The sequence below is a fragment of the Brevundimonas aurantiaca genome (genome assembly GCF_014199955.1).
Classification (GTDB): Bacteria; Pseudomonadota; Alphaproteobacteria; order Caulobacterales; family Caulobacteraceae; genus Brevundimonas; species Brevundimonas aurantiaca.
Map to the genome: position 1 here is coordinate 59,209 of NZ_JACHOQ010000002.1, position 19,219 is coordinate 78,427.

The following is a 19,219-nucleotide window of genomic DNA, read 5'->3' on the forward strand; positions in this document are numbered from 1 at the left end:
GCCATGACCGACATCGCCGACATCGTCGCCCGCCAGATTCTCGACAGCCGGGGCAATCCGACGGTGGAAGTGGATGTGATCCTGGATGACGGCTCTTTCGGCCGCGCCGCCGTGCCCTCGGGCGCCTCGACCGGCGCCCACGAGGCCGTCGAACTGCGTGACGGCGACAAGGATATGTGGGGCGGCAAGGGCGTGCAGAAGGCGGTCGACGCCGTCAACGGCGAGATCTTCGACGCCCTGTCCGGCATGGACGCCGAGGACCAGCGTCGGATCGACGAAGCCATGATCGAGCTGGACGGCACGCCCAACAAGGGCCGTCTGGGCGCCAACGCCATCCTGGGCGTCTCCCTGGCCGCCGCCAAGGCCAGCGCCATTTCGGCCGGCCTGCCGCTGCACCGCTACATCGGCGGCGTCTCGGCCCGCGTCCTGCCGACGCCGATGATGAACATCATCAACGGCGGGGCCCATGCCGACAATCCGATCGACATCCAGGAGTTCATGATCCTGCCGACGGGCGCCGAGACCTTCACCGACGCCCTGCGCATGGGTACGGAGATCTTTCACGCCCTGAAGAAGCAGCTGAAGGACGCCGGCCACAATACCAACGTCGGGGACGAGGGCGGCTTCGCGCCGAACCTGGCCTCGGCCGAGGAGGCTCTGAGCTTCATCACCAAGGCGGGTCAGGCCGCCGGCTATCTGGCCGGTGAAGACTTCCACCTGGGTCTGGACGTCGCCTCGACCGAGTTCTTCAAGGACGGCAAGTACGTCATGGCCGGCGAGGGCAAGACCGTCGACGCCGAGGGCATGGCCGCCTATCTGGTCGATCTTTGCGAGCGGTTCCCGATCGTCTCGATCGAGGACGGCATGGCCGAGGACGATTTCGACGGCTGGCGCCTGCTGACCGAACGTCTGGGTGACCGGGTCCAGCTGGTCGGCGACGATCTGTTCGTGACCAATCCGGCGCGTCTGGCCGCCGGCATCGGCGAGGGTCTGGCCAACTCCATCCTGATCAAGGTCAACCAGATCGGCACCCTGTCGGAGACCCTGGACGCCGTCGATATGGCGCACCGCGCCGGCTACACCGCCGTCATGAGCCATCGCTCGGGCGAGACCGAGGATTCGACCATCGCCGACCTGGCCGTGGCCACCAACTGCGGACAGATCAAGACCGGTTCGCTGGCCCGCTCGGACCGGGTGGCCAAGTACAATCAGCTGCTGCGCCTGGAGGAGATGCTGGGCGACCAGGCCGTCTATTTCGGCGACGGCATGCTGCTGCGCTAAACCAGTGAATTGTCGGCGAAGAATCAGCGTTCTTTGCCGACTTTCTTAAGGCCAAGCTACTTTTCGTTAGGCATTTTCGGGCACAGTTAATGAACTGTGTCTCTCGCGCTCAGAAGGAGCGTCTGTCTTGCCCGAACGGATGAAGCCGTACCGCCTGTCCATCGTCCTTTTGCTCCTGCTCGCCTATCTTGGGGTGCAGGCCCTGACGGGCGAGCGCGGCCTGCTGAGCGGATCGTCGCGGGACGCCCTGCTGGGGCAGCGCGAGGCGCAGCTCGCCCATCTGACGGAACAACGGCGCGATCTGGAAACCCGCGTGCGCTATCTGCGCAGCGACAGCCTGTCCAAGGATCTGCTGGAGGAGCGGGCGCGCGCCGTTCTCGGGTTTTCGGACCCGCGCGACTATGTGATTGCTGTTCAGGCGCAATCCGTTCAGGGGTGAAAATCCTCCCCACTTGAACTATTGTTACAGCTTGGCCCGCCCCCCTTTGCGTTTCGGGAACGAAGGCTGCTAAAGCCCCCTTCCGTAACGATAAGAAGGCGTCGCTCCCCGGCGCCTAGCCGGGAGATGCCGGATGGCGAAAGCCCCAGCCAAAGCCGCTCAGACCACTGCGCCTGACAAACTGCCGAACACGCCTTCGGCCTCCAAGGAGGACCTCCTCCGCTATTACCGTGAGATGGTGCTCATCCGCCGCTTCGAGGAGCGGGCGGGCCAGCTTTACGGCATGGGTCTGATCGGGGGGTTCTGCCACCTGTACATTGGCCAGGAAGCCGTGGCCGTGGGCGTTCAGGAGAGCGTCAAACAGGGCCATGACAAGATCATCACCGGCTACCGCGATCACGGCCATATGCTGGCTGCGGGCATGGATCCGAAGGAAGTCATGGCCGAGCTGACCGGCCGCATCGGCGGTTCGTCGAAGGGCAAGGGCGGCTCGATGCACATGTTCGACGTGCCGACCGGCTTCTACGGCGGCCACGGCATCGTCGGCGCCCAGGTGGCGCTGGGCACGGGCCTGGCCTTTGCAGGCAAGTACCGCGGCGACGATTCGGTGGCCTTCGTCTATTTCGGCGACGGCGCCTCGAACCAGGGTCAGGTGTACGAAAGCTTCAACATGGCCCAGCTGTGGAAGTTGCCGGCCATCTACATCATCGAGAACAATCAGTACGCCATGGGCACGAGCATCGAACGCTCGTCCTCCACGACCCAGCTCAGCCAGCGCGGCGCCAGCTTCGGCATTCCCGGCGAACAGGTCGACGGCATGGATGTTCTGGCCGTCCGTGATGCGGTCAAGAAGGCGGTCGAGCGCGCCCGCGCCGGCGAAGGTCCCTACATCCTTGAGGTCAAGACCTACCGCTATCGCGGCCACTCCATGTCCGATCCGGCCAAGTACCGGACGAAGGAAGAGGTGGACGAGGTCAAGAAGACCCGCGACCCGATCGATCACGTCAAGACCCTGCTGGCCGCCGCCAATGCGACGGAAGACGAGCTGAAGGCCATCGACAACGAGATCAAGGCCATCGTCGCAGAGGCCGTTCAATTCGCTCAAGAAAGCCCGGAACCCGATCCGTCCGAGCTCTATACCGACGTCTACGTGGAGGCCTGATCCGTGACCGACATCCTCATGCCGGCGCTGTCCCCCACGATGGAAGAGGGCACGCTGACCAAATGGCACATCAAGGCGGGCGACACCGTGTCGGCCGGCCAGGTGATCGCCGAGATCGAAACCGACAAGGCCACGATGGAAGTCGAGGCCGTGGATGAAGGCGAAGTGCTGGAGATCCTGGTCGCCGAAGGCTCGGAGAATGTGAAGGTCAATACGCCGATCGCGCGTCTGGCCGGCGAAGATGGGGCGGCTGCGCCCGCGCCGAAGGCCGAGTCCGACAAGGCACAGGCCGATGCGCCGACGGCGACCGCAGAGGGCAAGACCGGCGATCCCGAAAAGGCCCCGACCCAGACCGCTAGCCCCAAGGTCGAACTGCGCGATCCGGAAATTCCGGCCGACGCCAAGCTGGTGAAGACGACCATCCGTGACGCCCTGCGCGACGCCATGGCCGAGGAAATGCGCCGCGACGACAAGGTCTTCCTGATCGGCGAGGAAGTCGCCCAGTATCAGGGCGCCTACAAGGTCAGCCGCGAACTGCTGCAGGAGTTCGGCGACCAGCGCGTCGTCGACACCCCGATCACCGAGCACGGCTTCGCCGGTCTGGGCGTCGGCGCCGCCATGGCGGGCCTGAAGCCGATCGTCGAGTTCATGACGTTCAACTTCGCCATGCAGGCGATCGACCACATCATCAACTCGGCCGCCAAGACCCTGTATATGTCGGGCGGTCAGATCCGCGCCCCCATCGTCTTCCGCGGCCCGAACGGCGCGGCCTCGCGCGTCGGCGCCCAGCACAGCCAGGACTATTCGGCCTGGTACGCCCAGGTTCCTGGCCTCAAGGTCATCGCCCCCTATGATGCGGCCGACGCCAAGGGCCTGCTGAAGGCGGCCATCCGCGACCCGAACCCGGTCGTCTTCCTTGAGCACGAGATGATGTACGGCCTCGAGTTCGACGTGCCCGAGGTCGAGGACTATGTCGTGCCGATCGGCAAGGCCAAGGTCCGTCGCGAAGGCAAGGACGTGACCATCACGGCGCACAGCCGCATGGTCGGCTTCGCCCTCCAGGCCGCCGAGAAGCTGGCCGAGGAAGGCGTCGAGTGCGAGGTCGTGGACCTGCGCACCCTGCGCCCGCTGGATCACGAGACCATCGTCGAGAGCGTCAAGAAGACCAGCCGCCTGGTTTCGGCCGAAGAGGGCTGGGGTCCGATGGGTGTCGGCGCCGAGGTTGTGGCCCGCGTCATCGAACACGCCTTTGACTATCTGGACGCCCCGCCGTTGCGGGTGCACCAGGAGGACGTGCCTCTGCCCTACGCCGCCAATCTGGAAGCCCTGTCGCTGCCCGGCGTGGACAAGATCATCGCAGCCGTGAAGCAGGTGATGGCATGACCGACATCCTGATGCCGGCCCTGTCTCCGACGATGGAAGAGGGCGTCCTGGCCAAGTGGCACGTCAAGGTGGGCGACGTCGTCTCCGCCGGGGACGTGATCGCCGAGATCGAAACCGACAAGGCCACGATGGAAGTCGAGGCCGTGGACGAAGGCGAGATCACCGACATCCTGGTCGCTGAAGGCACGGAAGGGGTGAAGGTCAATACGCCCATCGCCCGACTGAAGGACGAGGGCGGCGCGGCGGCCCCGAAGGCCGACAAGCCCGCCGGCCCGCCGGCGAGCGACAAGCCGGCCCCGGCCGGCCATGAAAGCGGACAGGCCGTGGCCACGCCCGAAGGCGTCAAATCCGCCGAGGCCGTTCTGCCGCCTAAGAGCACACCGGCGCCGAAGTCCGAAAGCGGCCAGCGCATCTTCGCCTCGCCCCTGGCGCGTCGGATCGCGGCTCAGAACGGCGTCGATCTGAAGTCGGTCAAGGGCACCGGTCCGCACGGGCGCATCGTGCGTCGCGACGTGGAAGCCGCCGGCAAGGGAGCTGTCCAGCCCGCCGCCGCGGCTTCGACGGCCGCCGCCGCCGAGCCCCGCAAGGCCCTGTCCCTGGCCCAGATGGGTATTCCGGACGGCAGCTACGACCTGATCCCGCTGGACGGGATGAAGAAGGCCGTGGCGCGCCGGATGGTGGAGAGCGTGCAGAACGTGCCGCACTTCCCCCTGTTCATCGACTGCGAGATCGACCAGCTGATGGCCGTCCGGGCCAAGGTGAACAAGATGCTGGAGCCGCAGGGGATCAAGGTCTCGGTCAATGACTTCGTCATCAAGGCCGCCGCCCTGGCCCTGAAGATGGTGCCGGAGGCGAACGCCTCCTACACCCCCGAAGGCATCGCCATGCACCACAACGCCGACATCTCCATGGCGGTGGCGATCGACGGTGGCCTGATCACCCCGATCATCAGGAAGGCCGAGACCAAGGGTCTGGCGCAGATCGCGACCGAGTCCAAGGACCTGGCCAAGCGCGCCCGCGACCGCAAGCTGAAGCCCGAAGAATTCCAGGGCGGCACCTTCTCGGTGTCCAACCTGGGCATGTTCGGCATCAAACAGTTCACCTCGATCATCAATGAGCCCCAGGGCTGTATCATGAGCGTGGGCGCGGGCGAGCAGCGTGCGGTCGTCAAGGACGGTCAGATCGTGGCGGCGACCGTGATGACGGTCACCCTGACCTGCGATCACCGCGTGGTGGACGGCGCGACCGGCGCCCGCTTCCTGCAGGCGTTTAAGCCGCTGATCGAAGATCCTGTCGCGATGCTGGCGTAAGGGGAGGGTGGGGTCATGACCTCGGTCTATGACTTCTCCGCCCGCGCCATCGACGGCGCCGAGGTGTCGCTGGACCGGTTCCGCGGTCAGGCGCTGCTGATCGTCAATACGGCGTCCAAGTGCGGCTTCACCGGCCAATACGAAGGTCTGGAGAAGCTGCACCGGGATTTCGCCGATGCGCCGTTCGAGGTGCTGGGCTTTCCCTGCAACCAGTTCGGTGAGCAGGAGCCGGGCCGGGCGGCGGAGATCGCCGCCTTCTGCGCCACCAGCTTCGACGTGACCTTCCCCCTGTTCGACAAGGTGGAGGTCAATGGGCCGGACCGGCATCCACTCTATGCCTGGCTGGCGAAGCAGAAGCGCGGCCTGTTCGGCTCCGAATCCATCAAGTGGAACTTCACCAAGTTCCTGACCGACCGCGAGGGCAGGGTGGTCGCCCGCTATGCTCCGCAGACTGAACCCGAGGCCATCAAGGCCGACATCGAGAAGTTGATCTGATCATGGCTGCTGAATTCGATCTCGTCGTCATCGGCTCGGGCCCCGGCGGTTACGTCGCGGCCATCCGCGCCAGCCAGCTGGGCCTGAAGGTCGCCATCGTCGAGCGCGAGAACCTGGGCGGCATCTGCCTGAACTGGGGCTGTATCCCGACCAAGGCCCTGCTGAAGTCGGGCGAGAAGTTCGAGAGCCTGAGCCATCTGAAGGACTACGGCCTGTCGGCGTCCGGCGCGACGTTCGATTTCGACGCCATCATCCAGCGTTCGCGCGGGGTGGCGGCGACGATGAACAAGGGCGTCGCCTTCCTGATGAAGAAGAACAAGATCGAGGTGATCGAGGGTTCGGCCAAGCTGGAGAAGGGCGCTGCGGCGCCCAAGGTCGTGATCGCCCTGAAGGCCGGCGGGTCGCGCACGGTCGAGGCCAAGTCGGTGATGCTGGCGGTCGGCGCGCGGGCGCGCGCCCTGCCGCAGATCGGGCTGGAGGCCGACGGCGACAAGATCTGGGCCTATCGCGACGCCTTGGCGCCGAAGACATTGCCGAAGTCCTTCGTGGTCATCGGCTCGGGCGCCATCGGCATCGAGTTCGCCAGCTTCTATCGCGCCCTGGGCGCCGAGGTGACGGTCGTCGAGGCGGTCGAGCGCATCATGCCGGTCGAGGACGAGGAGGTCTCCAAGGCCGCCCAGAAGTCGTTCGAAAAGCGCGGCATCAAGTTCAAGGTCGGGGCCAAGGTGACCAAGGTCTCCAAGACCGGCGCGGGCGTGAAGGTGGACATCGAGGTCGGCGGCAAGGCCGAGGCCCTAGAGGCCGAGGTCTGCATCTCGGCCGTGGGCATCACCGCCAACACCGACGGCATCGGCCTGGAGGCCCTGGGCGTCGAACTGGACCGCGGCCATATCAAGACCGACAGCCACTGCCAGACCAACGTCAAGGGCCTGTTCGCCATCGGCGACTGCGCCGGCGCGCCCTGGCTGGCGCACAAGGCCAGCCACGAAGGCATTCACGCCGCCGAATATATCGCCGGTTACAAGACTCCCAATGTCGTCTCGCCCATTGCCGGCTGCACCTACGCCCAGCCGCAGGTCGCTTCGGTCGGCGTCACCGAACAGGCCGCCCGCGCCGAGAAGCGCGAGGTCAAGATCGGCCGCTTCCCGTTCCGCGTGAACGGCAAGGCCGTGGCCTCGGGCGAGCCGGACGGCTTCGTCAAGGTGATCTTTGACGCGGCAACCGGCGCCCTCATCGGCGCCCATATGATCGGCCACGAAGTGACCGAGATGATCCAGGGCTATGTCACCGCCATCACCATGGAGGCGACGGAAGAGGACATCCACGGCATCGTCTATCCGCACCCGACCATGTCGGAAGCCATGCACGAGGCGGCGCTGGACGCCTATGGGCGGGTCCTGCACATCTAATCCTGCCGTGACGGTCATCCTCCAGCGCGATCTGGGGGATGACGGCGAGGGGCCCAGTGCAACGGCCTTATCGACTTCTATTGGGCTCGCAGCGCGGTGACTTGCTCGGTGAGAAACTGTTTCAACAGTTTGCCCGATGCTTCACCGGAATCGGCCCGCTGACACCACGATTATAAAAATGTCCGACTCCACTCTTGGTTGGGGATCTCATATACCTGTACAGACACAGGGGCCATCGTCTTGGACTGAAAGACGCTCATTGTGATCGTAGTTCGTAAGGGTGCAGACACCCAGTCGACATATCGTGTAGATCGATTAATTTTTAAATAGGTGTTTCGTGAGAGTGGTACCTTTTTTCTTGTTTGGTGCGGCGAGATCCGGAACAAACGCTCTTACGTGGGCGCTAGAAACGTCTGATCAGATCTCTGTGCGGAACGAAGATAGCCCCGATTGTTTCGATCAGTTTGTACTTAGGGACAAAATTGACATCGATGCTGTGTTGGCGAAATCGGCGCCTAAGCCTGTTTTCTTCAAATCATTTCATGATACTCCGCGAGCGCGGTGCCTACTCGAAAGCTACCCCGGTTCTCGCGCGGTTTACCTAATTAGGCAGCCGGGTGACTGTATAGGATCGTTTGTAAACGAATTTGGCGAGGCTGGGGCGCGTGTATGGCTCCAACGATTTTCTTCGGCCGCAAAGGAGCGTGGCGGCATACTATTACGTATGTGTCGTGGTGATACTATTGCAACCGAAATTGCAATTAATAAGGCGCAGCTAATGCTTGAAGAAATTGCAATATCTGGGGCTTCGGTTGCAAACATAGGAGCATGTTATTACCTGTGGGCGCATTCGTTTGCTCATCATATTGGACTTTTTCAAGATCCGAGATTTTTGGTGCTAGATTACGACGCTATGGTTGCGGATCCGCAGGTCGCGATTGATCGAACCTGTCATCATTTTTCGATCGAGCGACTGAATATTGACCCAGATTATTGGTTCGCGGGACGCTGCTTCGGTAAAAGCGTAGAAATTTCAACGCGATTGCTTGCAAAATGTGAAGCGATCTACGATGAAGTTTCCCATGCGTTCTGATAGGTCGCTTAAGATGAGGCGCAGTTAGGCTAGCTTGTCCGGCAGAATCTGAATTCAGTCCATGAAGGCGCTCGCGATATGGTCTGTGACCTCGCGCTGAATGACGCCTATTTTACATCGGGCCGTGGTCGAGCACGCGCCGAAAATTAGAAGGATTCACACCACTACTTAAGGGGCTGCTTTTAAGTGGCCTAACCCGACCTGCAATCCTGTTGATCTACCGCCTTTTGCCCAACTCCGCGGCGATGTCCTTGGTCATGCGGCCGACCTTTCGGCTCTTCTTAGTCCTGTCCATCCCGACAAGACAGCCGGTTCAGGCCTTGGGCAGGACGCCGGTTTCGAAGAAGGCGTCCAGGCGGGCCTCCCAAGGGACGGTGTCCAGGCCCTGGGCGGCGATCCAGGCGTCGTCGAAATAGGTCGAGGCGTAGCGGTCGCCGTGGTCGCACAGGATCGAGACGATCGAACCGCATTCGCCCGCCTGCGCCATCTCCTGGGCCAGTTCGACACAGGCCCACAGGTTGGTGCCGGTCGATCCGCCGCAGGGGCGGCCCAGGCGGCGGCTGAGGACGCGGGTGGCGGCGATGGAGGCGACGTCGGGGACGACGATCATCCGATCCACCACGCTGGGGATGAAGGAGGGCTCGACCCGCGCCCGGCCGATGCCCTCGATCAGGGACGGTCGATCGGCGCTGCTCTGGACCGCCGCGTCGGCCCAGTGACGGTGAAAGACCGAGGCTTCCGGGTCGGCGACGCAGATCCGGGTGTCGTGGCGATTGAACCGGGCGAACCGGCCGATGGTCGCCGAGGTGCCGCCGGTGCCGGCGCCGCACACGATCCAGCGCGGGATGGGGCAGGGCTCGCGTCGCATCTGGGCGAAGATGGATTCGGCGATATTGTTGTTGCTGCGCCAGTCTGTGGCCCGTTCGGCATAGGTGAACTGGTCCATGTAGTGGCCGCCCAGTTCGTCGGCGAGCCGCTGGCTCTCGGCGTAGGCGTCGCCGGGCACGTCCACGAAATGGCAGCGTCCGCCGTAGAATTCGATGGCGGCGATCTTCTCCTGGGCGGTGGAGCGCGGCACCACGGCGATGAAGGGCAGGTTCAGCATCCGGGCGAAATAGGCCTCGGACACGGCGGTCGAGCCGCTGGACGCCTCGATGATGGTCATGCCCTCGCCGATCCAGCCGTTGCTGAGGGCGTAGAGGAACAGCGACCGCGCCAGACGGTGCTTCAGGCTGCCGGTCGGGTGGCTGGATTCGTCCTTCAGATACAGGGCGATGTCCGACAGGGCCGGCATGTCCACCGGGATCAGATGGGTGTCGGCCGAGCGGTTGTAGTCCGCCTCGATCCGCCGCATGGCCCAGCTCAACCAGGCGCGATCAACGGTGGGACGGGCAGGGGCGGACATGGCGGACTCGGTCGCAGACAGGAAGGCGATGGCTTAGGCCAAAGCTTGGCCGACGGCAAAGGCGGATGATCGCCGCCACGCCGACGTCGCTCCGTTCAGTCCGCCTTCTCCACGAAGCTGTCGATCACCCGTTTCTCGCCCGCCTTTTCGAAATCGACCAGCAGCTTGTTGCCCTCTATGACGCGGACGTGGCCGTAGCCGAACTTCTGGTGGAAGACGCGCTGGCCGCGCGCCCATCCTGAGCTGGACTTCGGGTCCGCCGTGGCGATCAGGCGGCCGTCGCCCTCGATCACGGCCTTGCGCGCGGGGATGCGGTTCGGCGTCTGTGCGGCGGTGAAGCTTTGGGCCCGTTTCCAGCCGGGGGAGGAATAGCCGCTGCCGAAGCTGGGCGCGTCGTCCCAGCGGCTCTTGGCCTCCTTCATGCCGGTCGAGGCGCCGTAGTAGCCGGTGTCGGATTGTGGATCGACGTGGGCGATGGGCAGTTCGTCGACGAAGCGGCTGGGCAGTTGCGAGGTCCAGCGGCCATAGACCAGGCGGTTGGCGGCGAAGGAGATGCGGGCGTCCTGTTTGGCGCGGGTGACGCCGACATAGGCCAGGCGGCGTTCCTCCTCGAGGCCCTTCTCGCCCTTTTCGTCGATGCTGCGCTGGCTGGGGAAGACGCCTTCCTCCCAGCCGGGCAGGAAGACCAGCGGGAACTCAAGTCCCTTGGCGCCGTGCAGGGTCATGATCTGGACCGCCCCGTCGCCGTGCGGGTCCTCGGCCGTCGCCCGTTCCAGGTCCATGACCAGGGAGACATGCTCCAGATAGGCCTGCAGCGTCTCGAACTGCTGCATGGACTGGGTCAGTTCCTTCAGGTTCTCCAGCCGCGTCTGGCCGCTGGTGCGGTCGGCCTTCTGCATCTCGGTGTAGCCGCTCTCCTCCAGCACCGTCTCCATGACCTGCCAGTGAGGCGTGGTCTCGGCCAGGGCGCGCCAGCGGTCCAGGTCGCGCACGAAGTTGGACAGGGCGGTGCGGGTGCGGGCCTGAAGCTCGTCGGTGTTGATCAGGCCGCGCACGGCCGTCAGGGCGGACAGGTCGTGCTGGCGGGCGATCTGCAGGATCTTCTGCACGCTGGTGTCGCCGATGCCGCGCTTGGGGACGTTGACGATCCGCTCGAAGGCCAGGTCGTCGTCCTCGGACTGGATCAGGCGCAGATAGGCGTGGGCGTCGCGGATTTCGGCGCGTTCGAAGAAGCGGGGGCCGCCGATGACCTGGTAGGGGATGGCCAGCATGACCAGCCGCTCCTCGAAGGCGCGCATCTGGAAGGAGGCGCGGACCAGTATGGCCATGTCCTTGTATTTCAGCCCCGGCTTGCCGGCGTGGGGGCGACGCGCGGTCTCGATCTCATCGGCGATCAGACGGGCCTCGGCCTCGCCGTCCCAGACGCCGCGCACCCGCACCTTGTCGCCGCTGTCGTCCTCGGTCCACAGGGTCTTGCCCAGACGGTCGCGGTTGGCCGCGATCAGACCCGAGGCGGCGCCCAGGATATGGCTGGTCGAGCGATAGTTGCGCTCCAGCTTGACGATCTTGGCGCCGGGGAAGTCGCGCTCGAAGCGCAGGATGTTGTCCACCTCGGCCCCGCGCCAGCCGTAGATCGACTGGTCGTCGTCGCCGACGCAGCAGACATTGCCGGTCGAGGCCGTCAGCAGCCGGAGCCACAGATACTGGGCGACGTTGGTGTCCTGATATTCGTCGACCAGAATGTAGCGGAAGCGTCGCCGGTATTCCTCGGCCAGGTCCGCGTGCTTTGACAGGATGGTGATGTTGTGCAGCAGCAGATCGCCGAAGTCGCAGGCGTTCAGCGTGCGCAGGCGGGCCTGATAGGCGGCGTAAAGACCCTGGCCCTTGCCGTTGGCGAAGTCTTCGCCGGGCGGCAGTTTGTCGGGCGTCCAGCCGCGGTTCTTCCAGTGGTCGATCAGGCCGGCCAGGGATTTGGGCGTCCAGCGCTTGGTGTCGATATTGGCGGCTTCCAGCAGCTGTTTCAGCAGCCGTTCCTGGTCGTCGGTGTCCAGTATGGTGAAGCTGGACTTCAGCCCCACGAGTTCGGCGTGGCGACGCAGGATCTGGGCCGCGATGGAGTGGAAGGTGCCCAGCCAGCGCAGGCCCTCGGCCGAGGGGCCGATCAGATGGGTGATCCGCTCGCGCATCTCGCGCGCGGCCTTGTTGGTGAAGGTGACGGCCAGCAGCTCCCACGGTCTGGCGCGGCCGGTGGCCAGGATGTGGGCCAGTCGCGTCGTCAGCACCCGGGTCTTGCCCGTGCCGGCGCCCGCCAGGACCAGGACCGGGCCTTCCGTCGTCTCGACCGCCTCGCGCTGCTCGGGGTTCAGTCCGGACAGATAGTCGCGCGCCTCTCCCTCCTGCGGCGCACGCGCGCGGGCCAGGTCTGAAATACGGGGGGCGGGAAGATCGGTCACAGGCGGCAAGCGGTCCGGGCGGTCAGAATCGAAGAAGGGAACATAAGGGGACCAGACGGCGATGTCAGGACCGATCCGGAAATGAACTGCGGAACCGGTTCCGCCGAGGCTCTGTTCCCCTGACGATGCAACGGAAGGCGCAGAGGATGACCCGACCATCGGACCGAAGACCTGGACAGGACGGAGGCGGTTGGCGGGCTTTCGTCCTCGGCATGGTCGGCATGTTCGCCGTTATCGCCGTGTGGGTCGCCCTGGTCGAATCGACGGGTGAGCGGGAGGTCGACGAGCGGCGACCCACCGAACGGCCCGCGTCCGAGATCGTCCAGCTGGGCGAGGTACAGGCGCCGGACGGGCCTATTTCAGACTATAGGTGATGGTGGTCACGACCCGGACCTTCTTGTCGATGGAGCCGGATTCGTCGCCGCCCGCGCCGTCGCGCGGCAGGATTTCGAAGGAGCCCTGGGTCGCCTGGCGAATGGGGCCGAGCGGCGTGCCCGAGTCCTTGGCGAACTGTTCGGCGCCGGTGCGCGCCGCCGCCGTGCCTTCGGCGATCATCTCGGGCCGGACGGCGTTCAGCTTGGTGAAGATGTAGGAGGGGCCCTGGAAATCCTGAAGCACCACGCCCTGACGGACCAGGTCGTTGAGGGCGCGGGTGGTGGCCTGGACCCGGGCGACGTCGCCGGTGCGGACGATGACGGTCTGGGCCAGGATGAAGCGAGGGCCGCCGTTCTGGACTCCGTATTCCCGAGACCGCGTGTCGGCCACCTCCAGCCGTCCCAGATCGACGGCCTCGGCCGGATAGCCCTGGGACTTCAGGAACTGGCGGACCAGGGCCAGGTCGCCGTCGATCCGTGCCTGGACTTCGGACAGAACCTCGCCCGAGGCGGTGAAGCGCAGCGGCAGGACCGCCAGATCCGCCTTCACCTCGCGCTCCGACAGGCCGCGCACGGTCACGGTGCGGTCGCCGGCGCGGGCGTGGACCACGCCCTGGCCGATCAGGGCCCCGGCGCCGATCAGGCCCAGGGCGACCAAGCCGCCGAAGACGGCGGCGGGGATCAGGCGCGGGGTGTCCATTCGAGGCTCCTTTGACGACCCATGTTACGCGCCCGGACCGTGCTCCGCCACCCAGGACAGGGCCAGAAGGCGGCAGGCGGAGGCGAGGGGGCGACGCCCGCGGCCGGCGTCGATATCGGCCAGCAACTGCGCCTTGCTGAAGCCGCGGGCGGCGGCGATCCGATCCAGAACCGCCCAGAATTCCGGCTCCAGGGCCACGGAGGTGGCATGGCCCGCCAAGACCACTGAACGCTTGGTCAGGCCGCTCATCGCAGCCCGGGTCGGGGAGAGTGGACAGGGGCGCGGCGCATGGGCTTCCTTTTCGGCGGGTGTCACATTCGGGCGCAAGACGTGAGGGGCGCCGATGGGGTGACGGTGGTATCCGGACGCCGCCAACCGGAGTCTTGCATGAGTCGCCCCGTCACCGTCCTAGCCATCCTCGTCTGCGCCCTCATCTGGGGCACGACCTGGTTCGCCATCACCCTGCAGCTGGGCGTGGTTGATCCGATCGTCTCGATCGTCTGGCGTTTCGGTCTGGCGGCTGTCGTCCTGTTCGGCTTCTGCGCCCTGACGCGGCGGCCGCTCAGGCTGAGTCGCGTCCAGCATCTGGCCGCCGTGGGGCAGGGGGCCTTCGTCTTCGCGGTCAGCTACGGCTTCGTCTATGCGGCCGAGGAGCGGGTGGCCTCGGCCGTGGTGGCGGTCATTTTTGCGGCCCTGGCCTTCGTGAACCTCGTCATGTTCCGGCTGGTGGAGCGACAGAAGGCGTCCGCCGGCGCCTGGCAGGGGGCGGTGCTGGGGATTTGCGGTGTCGCGGTCCTGTCGTTTGGCCAACTGGCGGGAACGGGGGCTTCCGCCGGATCGGCGCCGGGGCTGGGCATTGTGCTGGCCCTCGTCGCGGTGCTCGCCTCCGCCTTGGGCAACTGGTTTGCCTGGCGCGGTCAGCAGGCCGGAGCCCCGGTCATGGCCGCCACAGCCTGGGCCATGGCCTATGGCACGGCCATGTTGGCTGCTTACGGGCTTGCAACCGGAGTGGAGTGGCGGGTCGAGGCGACACCCGCCTATGTTCTGTCCCTGCTGCACCTGTCGCTTTTCGGATCGGTCATCGCCTTCGGCCTGTACTTCACCCTGGCGAAACAGAGGGGGTTCGCCCTCGCCAGCTATATCTCGGCCCTGACCCCGCCGATCGCCGTCATCATGTCCGTTCTGTTCGAGGGGGCGGAGGTCGGCGTGACCATGCTGGGCGGTCTGGCGCTTGTGTTGGTCGGCCAGGTGTTGCTGATCCGGGCGCCCAAGGCGGCTTAAGGCTCAGTCTTCCGTCGGCGTCTCGCGCTTCTGAGCATCCAGGCGACGGTCCGCCCGCTCCTGCTCGGTCCGGGCGGCCTGTTTCTCGCCCTTGGAGCGTCCGTGGACGACGCGGTTCGCCGCCGCCCGGATCTTGTCTTCTGACTTTGCGCGGGCCTTGCGCGCCCGGTTCAGGTTGATGATTTCAGCCATGGTCAGTTCTGTTTTTCGGGTCTGTCGGCCTCGTGGGGTCTCAGCGGCTCGGGGACCTCCTCGGCGGGCAGGGCCTTGGCGGGAAGGAAGCCAGGCGAAGGTTCCGGCCGATCCAGGCGGGTCCAGGCCTCGGCGGACCGACCTTGCCGGCGCCCCAGTTCGAACAGGGCCGTCATGGTCTTCTGGTCGAACTCCAGGCTGGAGGCCTCGACATTATCGGGAATGGCGGACAGGGACAGGCTCATCCCGTTGCGCCGGGCGAAGGCGGCGGTGGTCGCCAGATGCGCGCGCAGCGAAGCCTTGCTCATGCTGTCGTAGCTGCGCATCAGGATTGCGGTCAGCCGACCGGGCGTGACCCCCTCGTTGCGGCCGACCTGGCCGTTGACCACGACATAGAGGGCGCCGCCGCCGGGCTCGTCCTGCGGCCGCGTCCACAGGGCCAGGGGCTCCGGGATGGCGAGGAAGGGGGTGTTGACCCCGCCGTCGGCGTGCATTTCCATCACCACGGTCTGGTCCGGCTGAAGGCCAGCGATCAGCACGGGCGGAAAGACGCCTGGGATGCTGGCGGACGCCACCAGCACCTCCTTGAACAGGGCGCGCGAGTTTTCGTCGTTCTGGCTGGCCAGCAGGCCCATGTCCCAGATGACCGTCTCCTCGTTGTCCAGATTGGTGGTGGCGACCAGCAGGCGGCGGCCCTTGGCGTGTTCGCGGGCGATGGCCGCCAGGAGGTCGGGGGTCACGTTCTCGTCAACGAGAGTCCGGAGCGCCGAGGCGCTGTAGAGGCTGGGGTAGAGGAAGAAGGCCAGGCTGCGCCAGCTCAACAGGCTGCTGGCGCCCCCGTCCGTATAGGCGTGGCCCAGCTGGGGGTCCCATTCGGAACCGGCGAAGGCGAAGGGGGCGGCCAGGGCGCCGGTGCTGACGCCGGTGACGATGTCGAAGACCGGCCGGTCGCCCCGCTCGGTCCAGCCGACCAGCACGCCTGCGCCATAGGCGCCGTTGGCCCCGCCGCCGGACAGGGCCAGGATCGACAGATCATGTTTCTGAGCCAGGCGCTGGCCGACTTCTTCAGTGAAGGCCTCGAGGCGCACGGCGTCATTCGTGCGGATCCGCGGGTCCTGAGCCGGGATCAGAGCGCCATCGGCCAGGCGCAGCGGGCCTTCCGGCCGCTGCAGGGTGCCGCAGGCGGCGACGGACCAGGCCATCATCATCGCCAGCAGGGTCGAACAGGCGCGTTTCATATGTACCTCGACGATCCGTGAAGGAGCCGGCGGCCGAGCTCGGGCCCGTCCCAGGTTCCTTATACAGCAGTAAGCTATGCGGTTTGAAACCCGCTCGTGGCGCATCCGTTTCATGGGACCAATCTTCAAACCCGGAGAACCCTCATGGTCGACGCCTCGCTCATCAAAGAACATCTCGAAGTCGTGGGATCGGACGGCGGCCACGTCGGGCGCGTGGATCATGTGCTGGAAGACCAGATCGAACTGGCCAAGCTGGACCTCGCCGGCGGCTTCAAACATCACCTGATCCCGGTCAGCTGGGTGGAACGGGTGGACGACAAGCATGTCCATCTGAACCTGACACAGGACGAGGCCAAGGCGCGCTGGTCCGAGAAACCCCACTAGGGCCCGGTGTCGGCGAATTAATGAAGGCCCTGCTGTCGTCGGCGGGGCCTTCGTTCTATCTGTAGGACATTGTTCTCGGAGAGATGCGATGATCCGTCTGATCCTGAATATCCTGTGGTTGATCTTCGGCGGTTGGCTGTCGGGCCTGCTGTGGCTGCTGGGCGGTGCGATCCTGGCCCTGACCGTGGTGGGCCTGCCCTGGACCTTCGCCGCCTGGCGGATCGCCAGCTATTCCTTCTGGCCCTTCGGGCGGGAGATCGTCTGGCAGGACGCCCATCCGGTGGCGGGCTGTCTGGGTCTGGTGCTGAACATCGTCTGGTTCGTCGTGGCGGGCTGGTACATCGCCCTGTCGCACCTGGTTATCGCGGTGGCCGAGTTCGTCTCGATCATCGGCATCCCCTTCGCCCTGAAGGATCTGGAACTGGCCAAGCTGGCGGTGGCGCCGGTGGGGCGGACGATCCGGGAGAAGGTCTGAGCCCCAGTCCGGCTTGAGCAGTATGTCCAGCATCATCTCGCGACGGGTCAGGAAGTTGCGCGTGACCTGATAGTGATCAGTGTCCTCGTATTCGATCCGTTCAAGACCGTGTTCGGACGCCTGGTAGATCCAGGCGTTGGGATAGCCGAGAAGGATGGGCGAATGGGTGGCGATGATCAGCTGGGACCGCGCCATGACCAGCTCGTGCAGGCGCGCGAGGAAGGACAGCTGCCGGCTGGGTGACAGGGCGGCCTCGGGTTCGTCCAGTATGTAAAGGCCGTCGCCGATAAAACGATTGTCGAAAAGGGCGAAGAAGGACTCGCCGTGCGACTGTTCGTGCAACCGGCGGGCGCCATACCGGGACCCCATGACCTCGGCACTTTCCAGATAGGAGGCGACGGTGAAGAAGCTCTCGGCGCGGAGAAAGAAGCCGTCCTGAACCCTCTGCGCCGACCGGACCGGCCTTACGAACCTGTGCAGAGGCGAATGGCTGTCGCGTGTGCCGAAACGGTGTTCGCGACCGCCGCCTTCGGGGTTGAACCCCCACGCCACCGCCAGGGCCTCGATCAGCGTGGACTTTCCTGAGCCGTTCTCGCCGACGAGAAAGGTTACGTTCGGGTGGAAGGCCAGCCGGTCGAGCGAGCGCACGACCGGCAGGTTGAAGGGATAGACGGAAGCGTCCCAGCCGTCTCGGCGCTCGAAAAGGGCCTCGATCCAGTAGGGACGCTCCAGGGCGGTCATCTCATCAGCCCGGCGAGATCATCTTCTCGGGCCGGACCGCCTCGTCGAACTCGGCGTCGGTCAGATAGCCGCCGCCCACAGCCTCTTCACGCAGGGTGGTGCCGTTCTTGTGCGCGGTTTTGGCGATCTTGGCGCAGAGGTCATAGCCCAGCTTGCCGTTCAGGGCCGTGACCAGCATCAGCGAGTTGTTCAGGCCGCGCGCGATATTGTCTTCGCGGGCTTCGATGCCGACGACGCAGTTGTCGGTAAAGCTGATCGCCGCATCGGCCAGCAGTCGGACCGACTGCAGGAAGTTGTAGGCCATGACCGGGTTGTAGACGTTCAGCTCGAAATGCCCCTGCGAGCCGGCGAAGGTCAGGGCGGCGTTGTTGCCGAACACCTGGACGCAGACCTGGGTCAGGGCCTCGCACTGGGTCGGATTGACCTTGCCGGGCATGATCGACGAGCCCGGCTCGTTCTCCGGCAGGGCCAGTTCGCCCAGGCCCGAACGCGGGCCGGACCCCAGAAAGCGGATGTCGTTGGCGATCTTGAACAGCGAGGCGGCGACCGTGTTGATGGCGCCGTGGCTGAAGACCATGGCGTCGTGGGCGGCCAGGGCCTCAAACTTGTTCGGGGCGGTGGTGAAGGGCAGGCCGGTGATCTGGGCGATCTGGGCCGCGACCTTCTCGGCGAAACCGACGGGGGCGTTCAGGCCGGTGCCCACGGCGGTGCCGCCTTGGGCCAGCTCCATCAGCTTGGGCAGGGTCTGTTCGATCCGCTCGATGCCGTTGGCGACCTGCTGGGCGTAGCCGCCGAACTCCTGGCCCAGGGTCAGGGGGGTGGCGTCCTGGGTGTGGGTGCGGCCGATCTTGATGATGTGGGCCCAAGCCTTGGCCTTGGCGTCCAGGGCGGCGTGCAGATGCTTCAGCGCCGGGATCAGGTCGTTGACCACCTGTTCCGCGCAGGCCACGTGCATGGCGGTCGGATAGGTGTCGTTCGACGACTGGCTCATGTTGACGTGGTCGTTGGGGTGGACCGGCTTCTTGGAGCCCATCTCGCCGCCCAGGATCTCGATGGCGCGGTTCGAGATCACCTCATTGGCGTTCATGTTCGACTGGGTGCCCGAACCCGTCTGCCAGACCACCAGGGGGAAGTGGTCGTTCAGCTTGCCTTCGATGACCTCGTTGGCGGCCTGGATGATGGCCTCGGCCAGGGCGGGGTCGAGTTTGCCCAGGTCGCGGTTGGTCTCGGCCGCGGCGCGTTTGACGATCCCGAGAGCGCGGACCACCGGCAGGGGCTGCCTCTCCCAGCCGATCTTGAAATTGCCCAGAGACCGCTGCGCCTGGGCCCCCCAGTAGCGATCGGCGGCGACCTCTATGGGGCCGAAGGTGTCGGTTTCAGTGCGGACGTTGCTCATGCGCGGAC

General features: G+C 65.4%; 19 protein-coding genes and 1 pseudogene. 12 read left to right on the top strand and 8 right to left on the bottom strand.

Annotation, left to right across the window (positions count from 1 at the left end):
• Positions 1–3: 3 nt before the first annotated feature.
• The 8 genes from eno to GGQ93_RS04425 all read left to right on the top strand — a co-directional run bounded on the left by eno (position 4) and on the right by GGQ93_RS04425 (position 8,572).
• On the top strand, positions 4–1,281 hold the full coding sequence (eno, locus tag GGQ93_RS04390; protein WP_054765892.1) for a phosphopyruvate hydratase: 1,278 nt from the start codon (positions 4–6) through the stop codon (positions 1,279–1,281).
• Between the two features lie 139 nt (positions 1,282–1,420).
• Complete coding sequence (locus tag GGQ93_RS04395; protein ID WP_054765891.1) at positions 1,421–1,720, top strand: FtsB family cell division protein; 300 nt, start codon at positions 1,421–1,423, stop codon at positions 1,718–1,720.
• 133 nt (positions 1,721–1,853) lie between these two features.
• Positions 1,854–2,882: a pyruvate dehydrogenase (acetyl-transferring) E1 component subunit alpha gene (gene pdhA / locus GGQ93_RS04400; RefSeq protein ID WP_054765890.1), complete on the top strand. Its 1,029-nt coding sequence runs from the start codon at positions 1,854–1,856 to the stop codon at positions 2,880–2,882.
• Between the two features lie 3 nt (positions 2,883–2,885).
• Entirely contained in the window at positions 2,886–4,265 is a 1,380-nt protein-coding gene (locus GGQ93_RS04405) for a pyruvate dehydrogenase complex E1 component subunit beta (RefSeq protein ID WP_183215362.1), read from the top strand.
• Positions 4,262–5,575: a pyruvate dehydrogenase complex dihydrolipoamide acetyltransferase gene (locus GGQ93_RS04410; protein ID WP_183215363.1), complete on the top strand. Its 1,314-nt coding sequence runs from the start codon at positions 4,262–4,264 to the stop codon at positions 5,573–5,575. The genes GGQ93_RS04405 and GGQ93_RS04410 overlap by 4 nt, the downstream gene beginning before the upstream one ends.
• A gap of 15 nt (positions 5,576–5,590) precedes the next feature.
• Positions 5,591–6,070 carry a glutathione peroxidase gene (locus GGQ93_RS04415; RefSeq protein WP_183215365.1) on the top strand — a complete coding sequence of 160 codons (480 nt, stop codon included), beginning with the start codon at positions 5,591–5,593 and terminating at the stop codon, positions 6,068–6,070.
• A 2-nt stretch (positions 6,071–6,072) separates the two neighbouring features.
• The gene (gene lpdA, locus GGQ93_RS04420; protein ID WP_183215367.1) at positions 6,073–7,479 is read left to right on the top strand and encodes a dihydrolipoyl dehydrogenase; all 1,407 of its coding nucleotides are present in this window, start codon (positions 6,073–6,075) and stop codon (positions 7,477–7,479) included.
• Positions 7,480–8,257: 778 nt separating this feature from the next.
• A complete protein-coding gene (locus tag GGQ93_RS04425) occupies positions 8,258–8,572 on the top strand; it encodes a hypothetical protein (RefSeq protein ID WP_183215369.1) in 315 nt (104 codons plus the stop codon).
• Between the two features lie 313 nt (positions 8,573–8,885).
• On the opposite strand, the gene GGQ93_RS04430 is transcribed toward GGQ93_RS04425, so the two are convergent.
• Together GGQ93_RS04430 and GGQ93_RS04435 are read right to left on the bottom strand one after the other, a co-directional pair.
• Positions 8,886–9,977, bottom strand: a complete 1,092-nt coding sequence (locus GGQ93_RS04430) for a PLP-dependent cysteine synthase family protein (RefSeq protein WP_183215371.1) — start codon at positions 9,975–9,977, stop codon at positions 8,886–8,888.
• 95 nt (positions 9,978–10,072) lie between these two features.
• Positions 10,073–12,430, bottom strand: a complete 2,358-nt coding sequence (locus tag GGQ93_RS04435) for an ATP-dependent helicase (RefSeq protein ID WP_054765882.1) — start codon at positions 12,428–12,430, stop codon at positions 10,073–10,075.
• 146 nt (positions 12,431–12,576) lie between these two features.
• Between GGQ93_RS04435 and GGQ93_RS04440 the strand changes: the two genes are divergently transcribed.
• The gene (locus GGQ93_RS04440; protein WP_152950337.1) at positions 12,577–12,804 is read left to right on the top strand and encodes a hypothetical protein; all 228 of its coding nucleotides are present in this window, start codon (positions 12,577–12,579) and stop codon (positions 12,802–12,804) included.
• Here GGQ93_RS04440 and GGQ93_RS04445 read toward each other — a convergent pair.
• Complete coding sequence (locus GGQ93_RS04445; protein ID WP_054765881.1) at positions 12,785–13,504, bottom strand: SIMPL domain-containing protein; 720 nt, start codon at positions 13,502–13,504, stop codon at positions 12,785–12,787. The genes GGQ93_RS04440 and GGQ93_RS04445 overlap by 20 nt on opposite strands.
• A gap of 24 nt (positions 13,505–13,528) precedes the next feature.
• Positions 13,529–13,753 carry a ribbon-helix-helix domain-containing protein gene (locus GGQ93_RS04450; RefSeq protein WP_183215373.1) on the bottom strand — a complete coding sequence of 75 codons (225 nt, stop codon included), beginning with the start codon at positions 13,751–13,753 and terminating at the stop codon, positions 13,529–13,531.
• 138 nt (positions 13,754–13,891) lie between these two features.
• Here GGQ93_RS04450 and GGQ93_RS04455 point away from each other — a divergent pair, with 138 nt between their 5' ends.
• Entirely contained in the window at positions 13,892–14,785 is an 894-nt protein-coding gene (locus tag GGQ93_RS04455) for a DMT family transporter (protein WP_183215375.1), read from the top strand.
• A 3-nt stretch (positions 14,786–14,788) separates the two neighbouring features.
• Here GGQ93_RS04455 and GGQ93_RS04460 read toward each other — a convergent pair whose 3' ends face one another.
• Both GGQ93_RS04460 and GGQ93_RS04465 read right to left on the bottom strand, forming a co-directional pair.
• A complete protein-coding gene (locus GGQ93_RS04460) occupies positions 14,789–14,977 on the bottom strand; it encodes a DUF4169 family protein (protein WP_183215377.1) in 189 nt (62 codons plus the stop codon).
• Between the two features lie 2 nt (positions 14,978–14,979).
• Positions 14,980–16,215, bottom strand: a complete 1,236-nt coding sequence (locus GGQ93_RS04465; RefSeq protein ID WP_183215379.1) for a patatin-like phospholipase family protein — start codon at positions 16,213–16,215, stop codon at positions 14,980–14,982.
• A 144-nt stretch (positions 16,216–16,359) separates the two neighbouring features.
• On the opposite strand from GGQ93_RS04465, the gene GGQ93_RS04470 reads away from it, so the two are divergent.
• Together GGQ93_RS04470 and GGQ93_RS04475 are read left to right on the top strand one after the other, a co-directional pair.
• The gene (locus GGQ93_RS04470; protein WP_183215382.1) at positions 16,360–16,599 is read left to right on the top strand and encodes a DUF2171 domain-containing protein; all 240 of its coding nucleotides are present in this window, start codon (positions 16,360–16,362) and stop codon (positions 16,597–16,599) included.
• A gap of 88 nt (positions 16,600–16,687) precedes the next feature.
• Entirely contained in the window at positions 16,688–17,074 is a 387-nt protein-coding gene (locus tag GGQ93_RS04475) for a YccF domain-containing protein (RefSeq protein WP_183215384.1), read from the top strand.
• A gap of 159 nt (positions 17,075–17,233) precedes the next feature.
• Here GGQ93_RS04475 and GGQ93_RS16525 read toward each other — a convergent pair.
• Together GGQ93_RS16525 and fumC are read right to left on the bottom strand one after the other, a co-directional pair.
• Positions 17,234–17,815, bottom strand: a pseudogene (locus GGQ93_RS16525) (AAA family ATPase); the annotation flags it as partial.
• A gap of 4 nt (positions 17,816–17,819) precedes the next feature.
• The gene (gene fumC / locus GGQ93_RS04485) at positions 17,820–19,211 is read right to left on the bottom strand and encodes a class II fumarate hydratase (RefSeq protein WP_183215386.1); all 1,392 of its coding nucleotides are present in this window, start codon (positions 19,209–19,211) and stop codon (positions 17,820–17,822) included.
• Positions 19,212–19,219 lie beyond the last annotated feature (8 nt).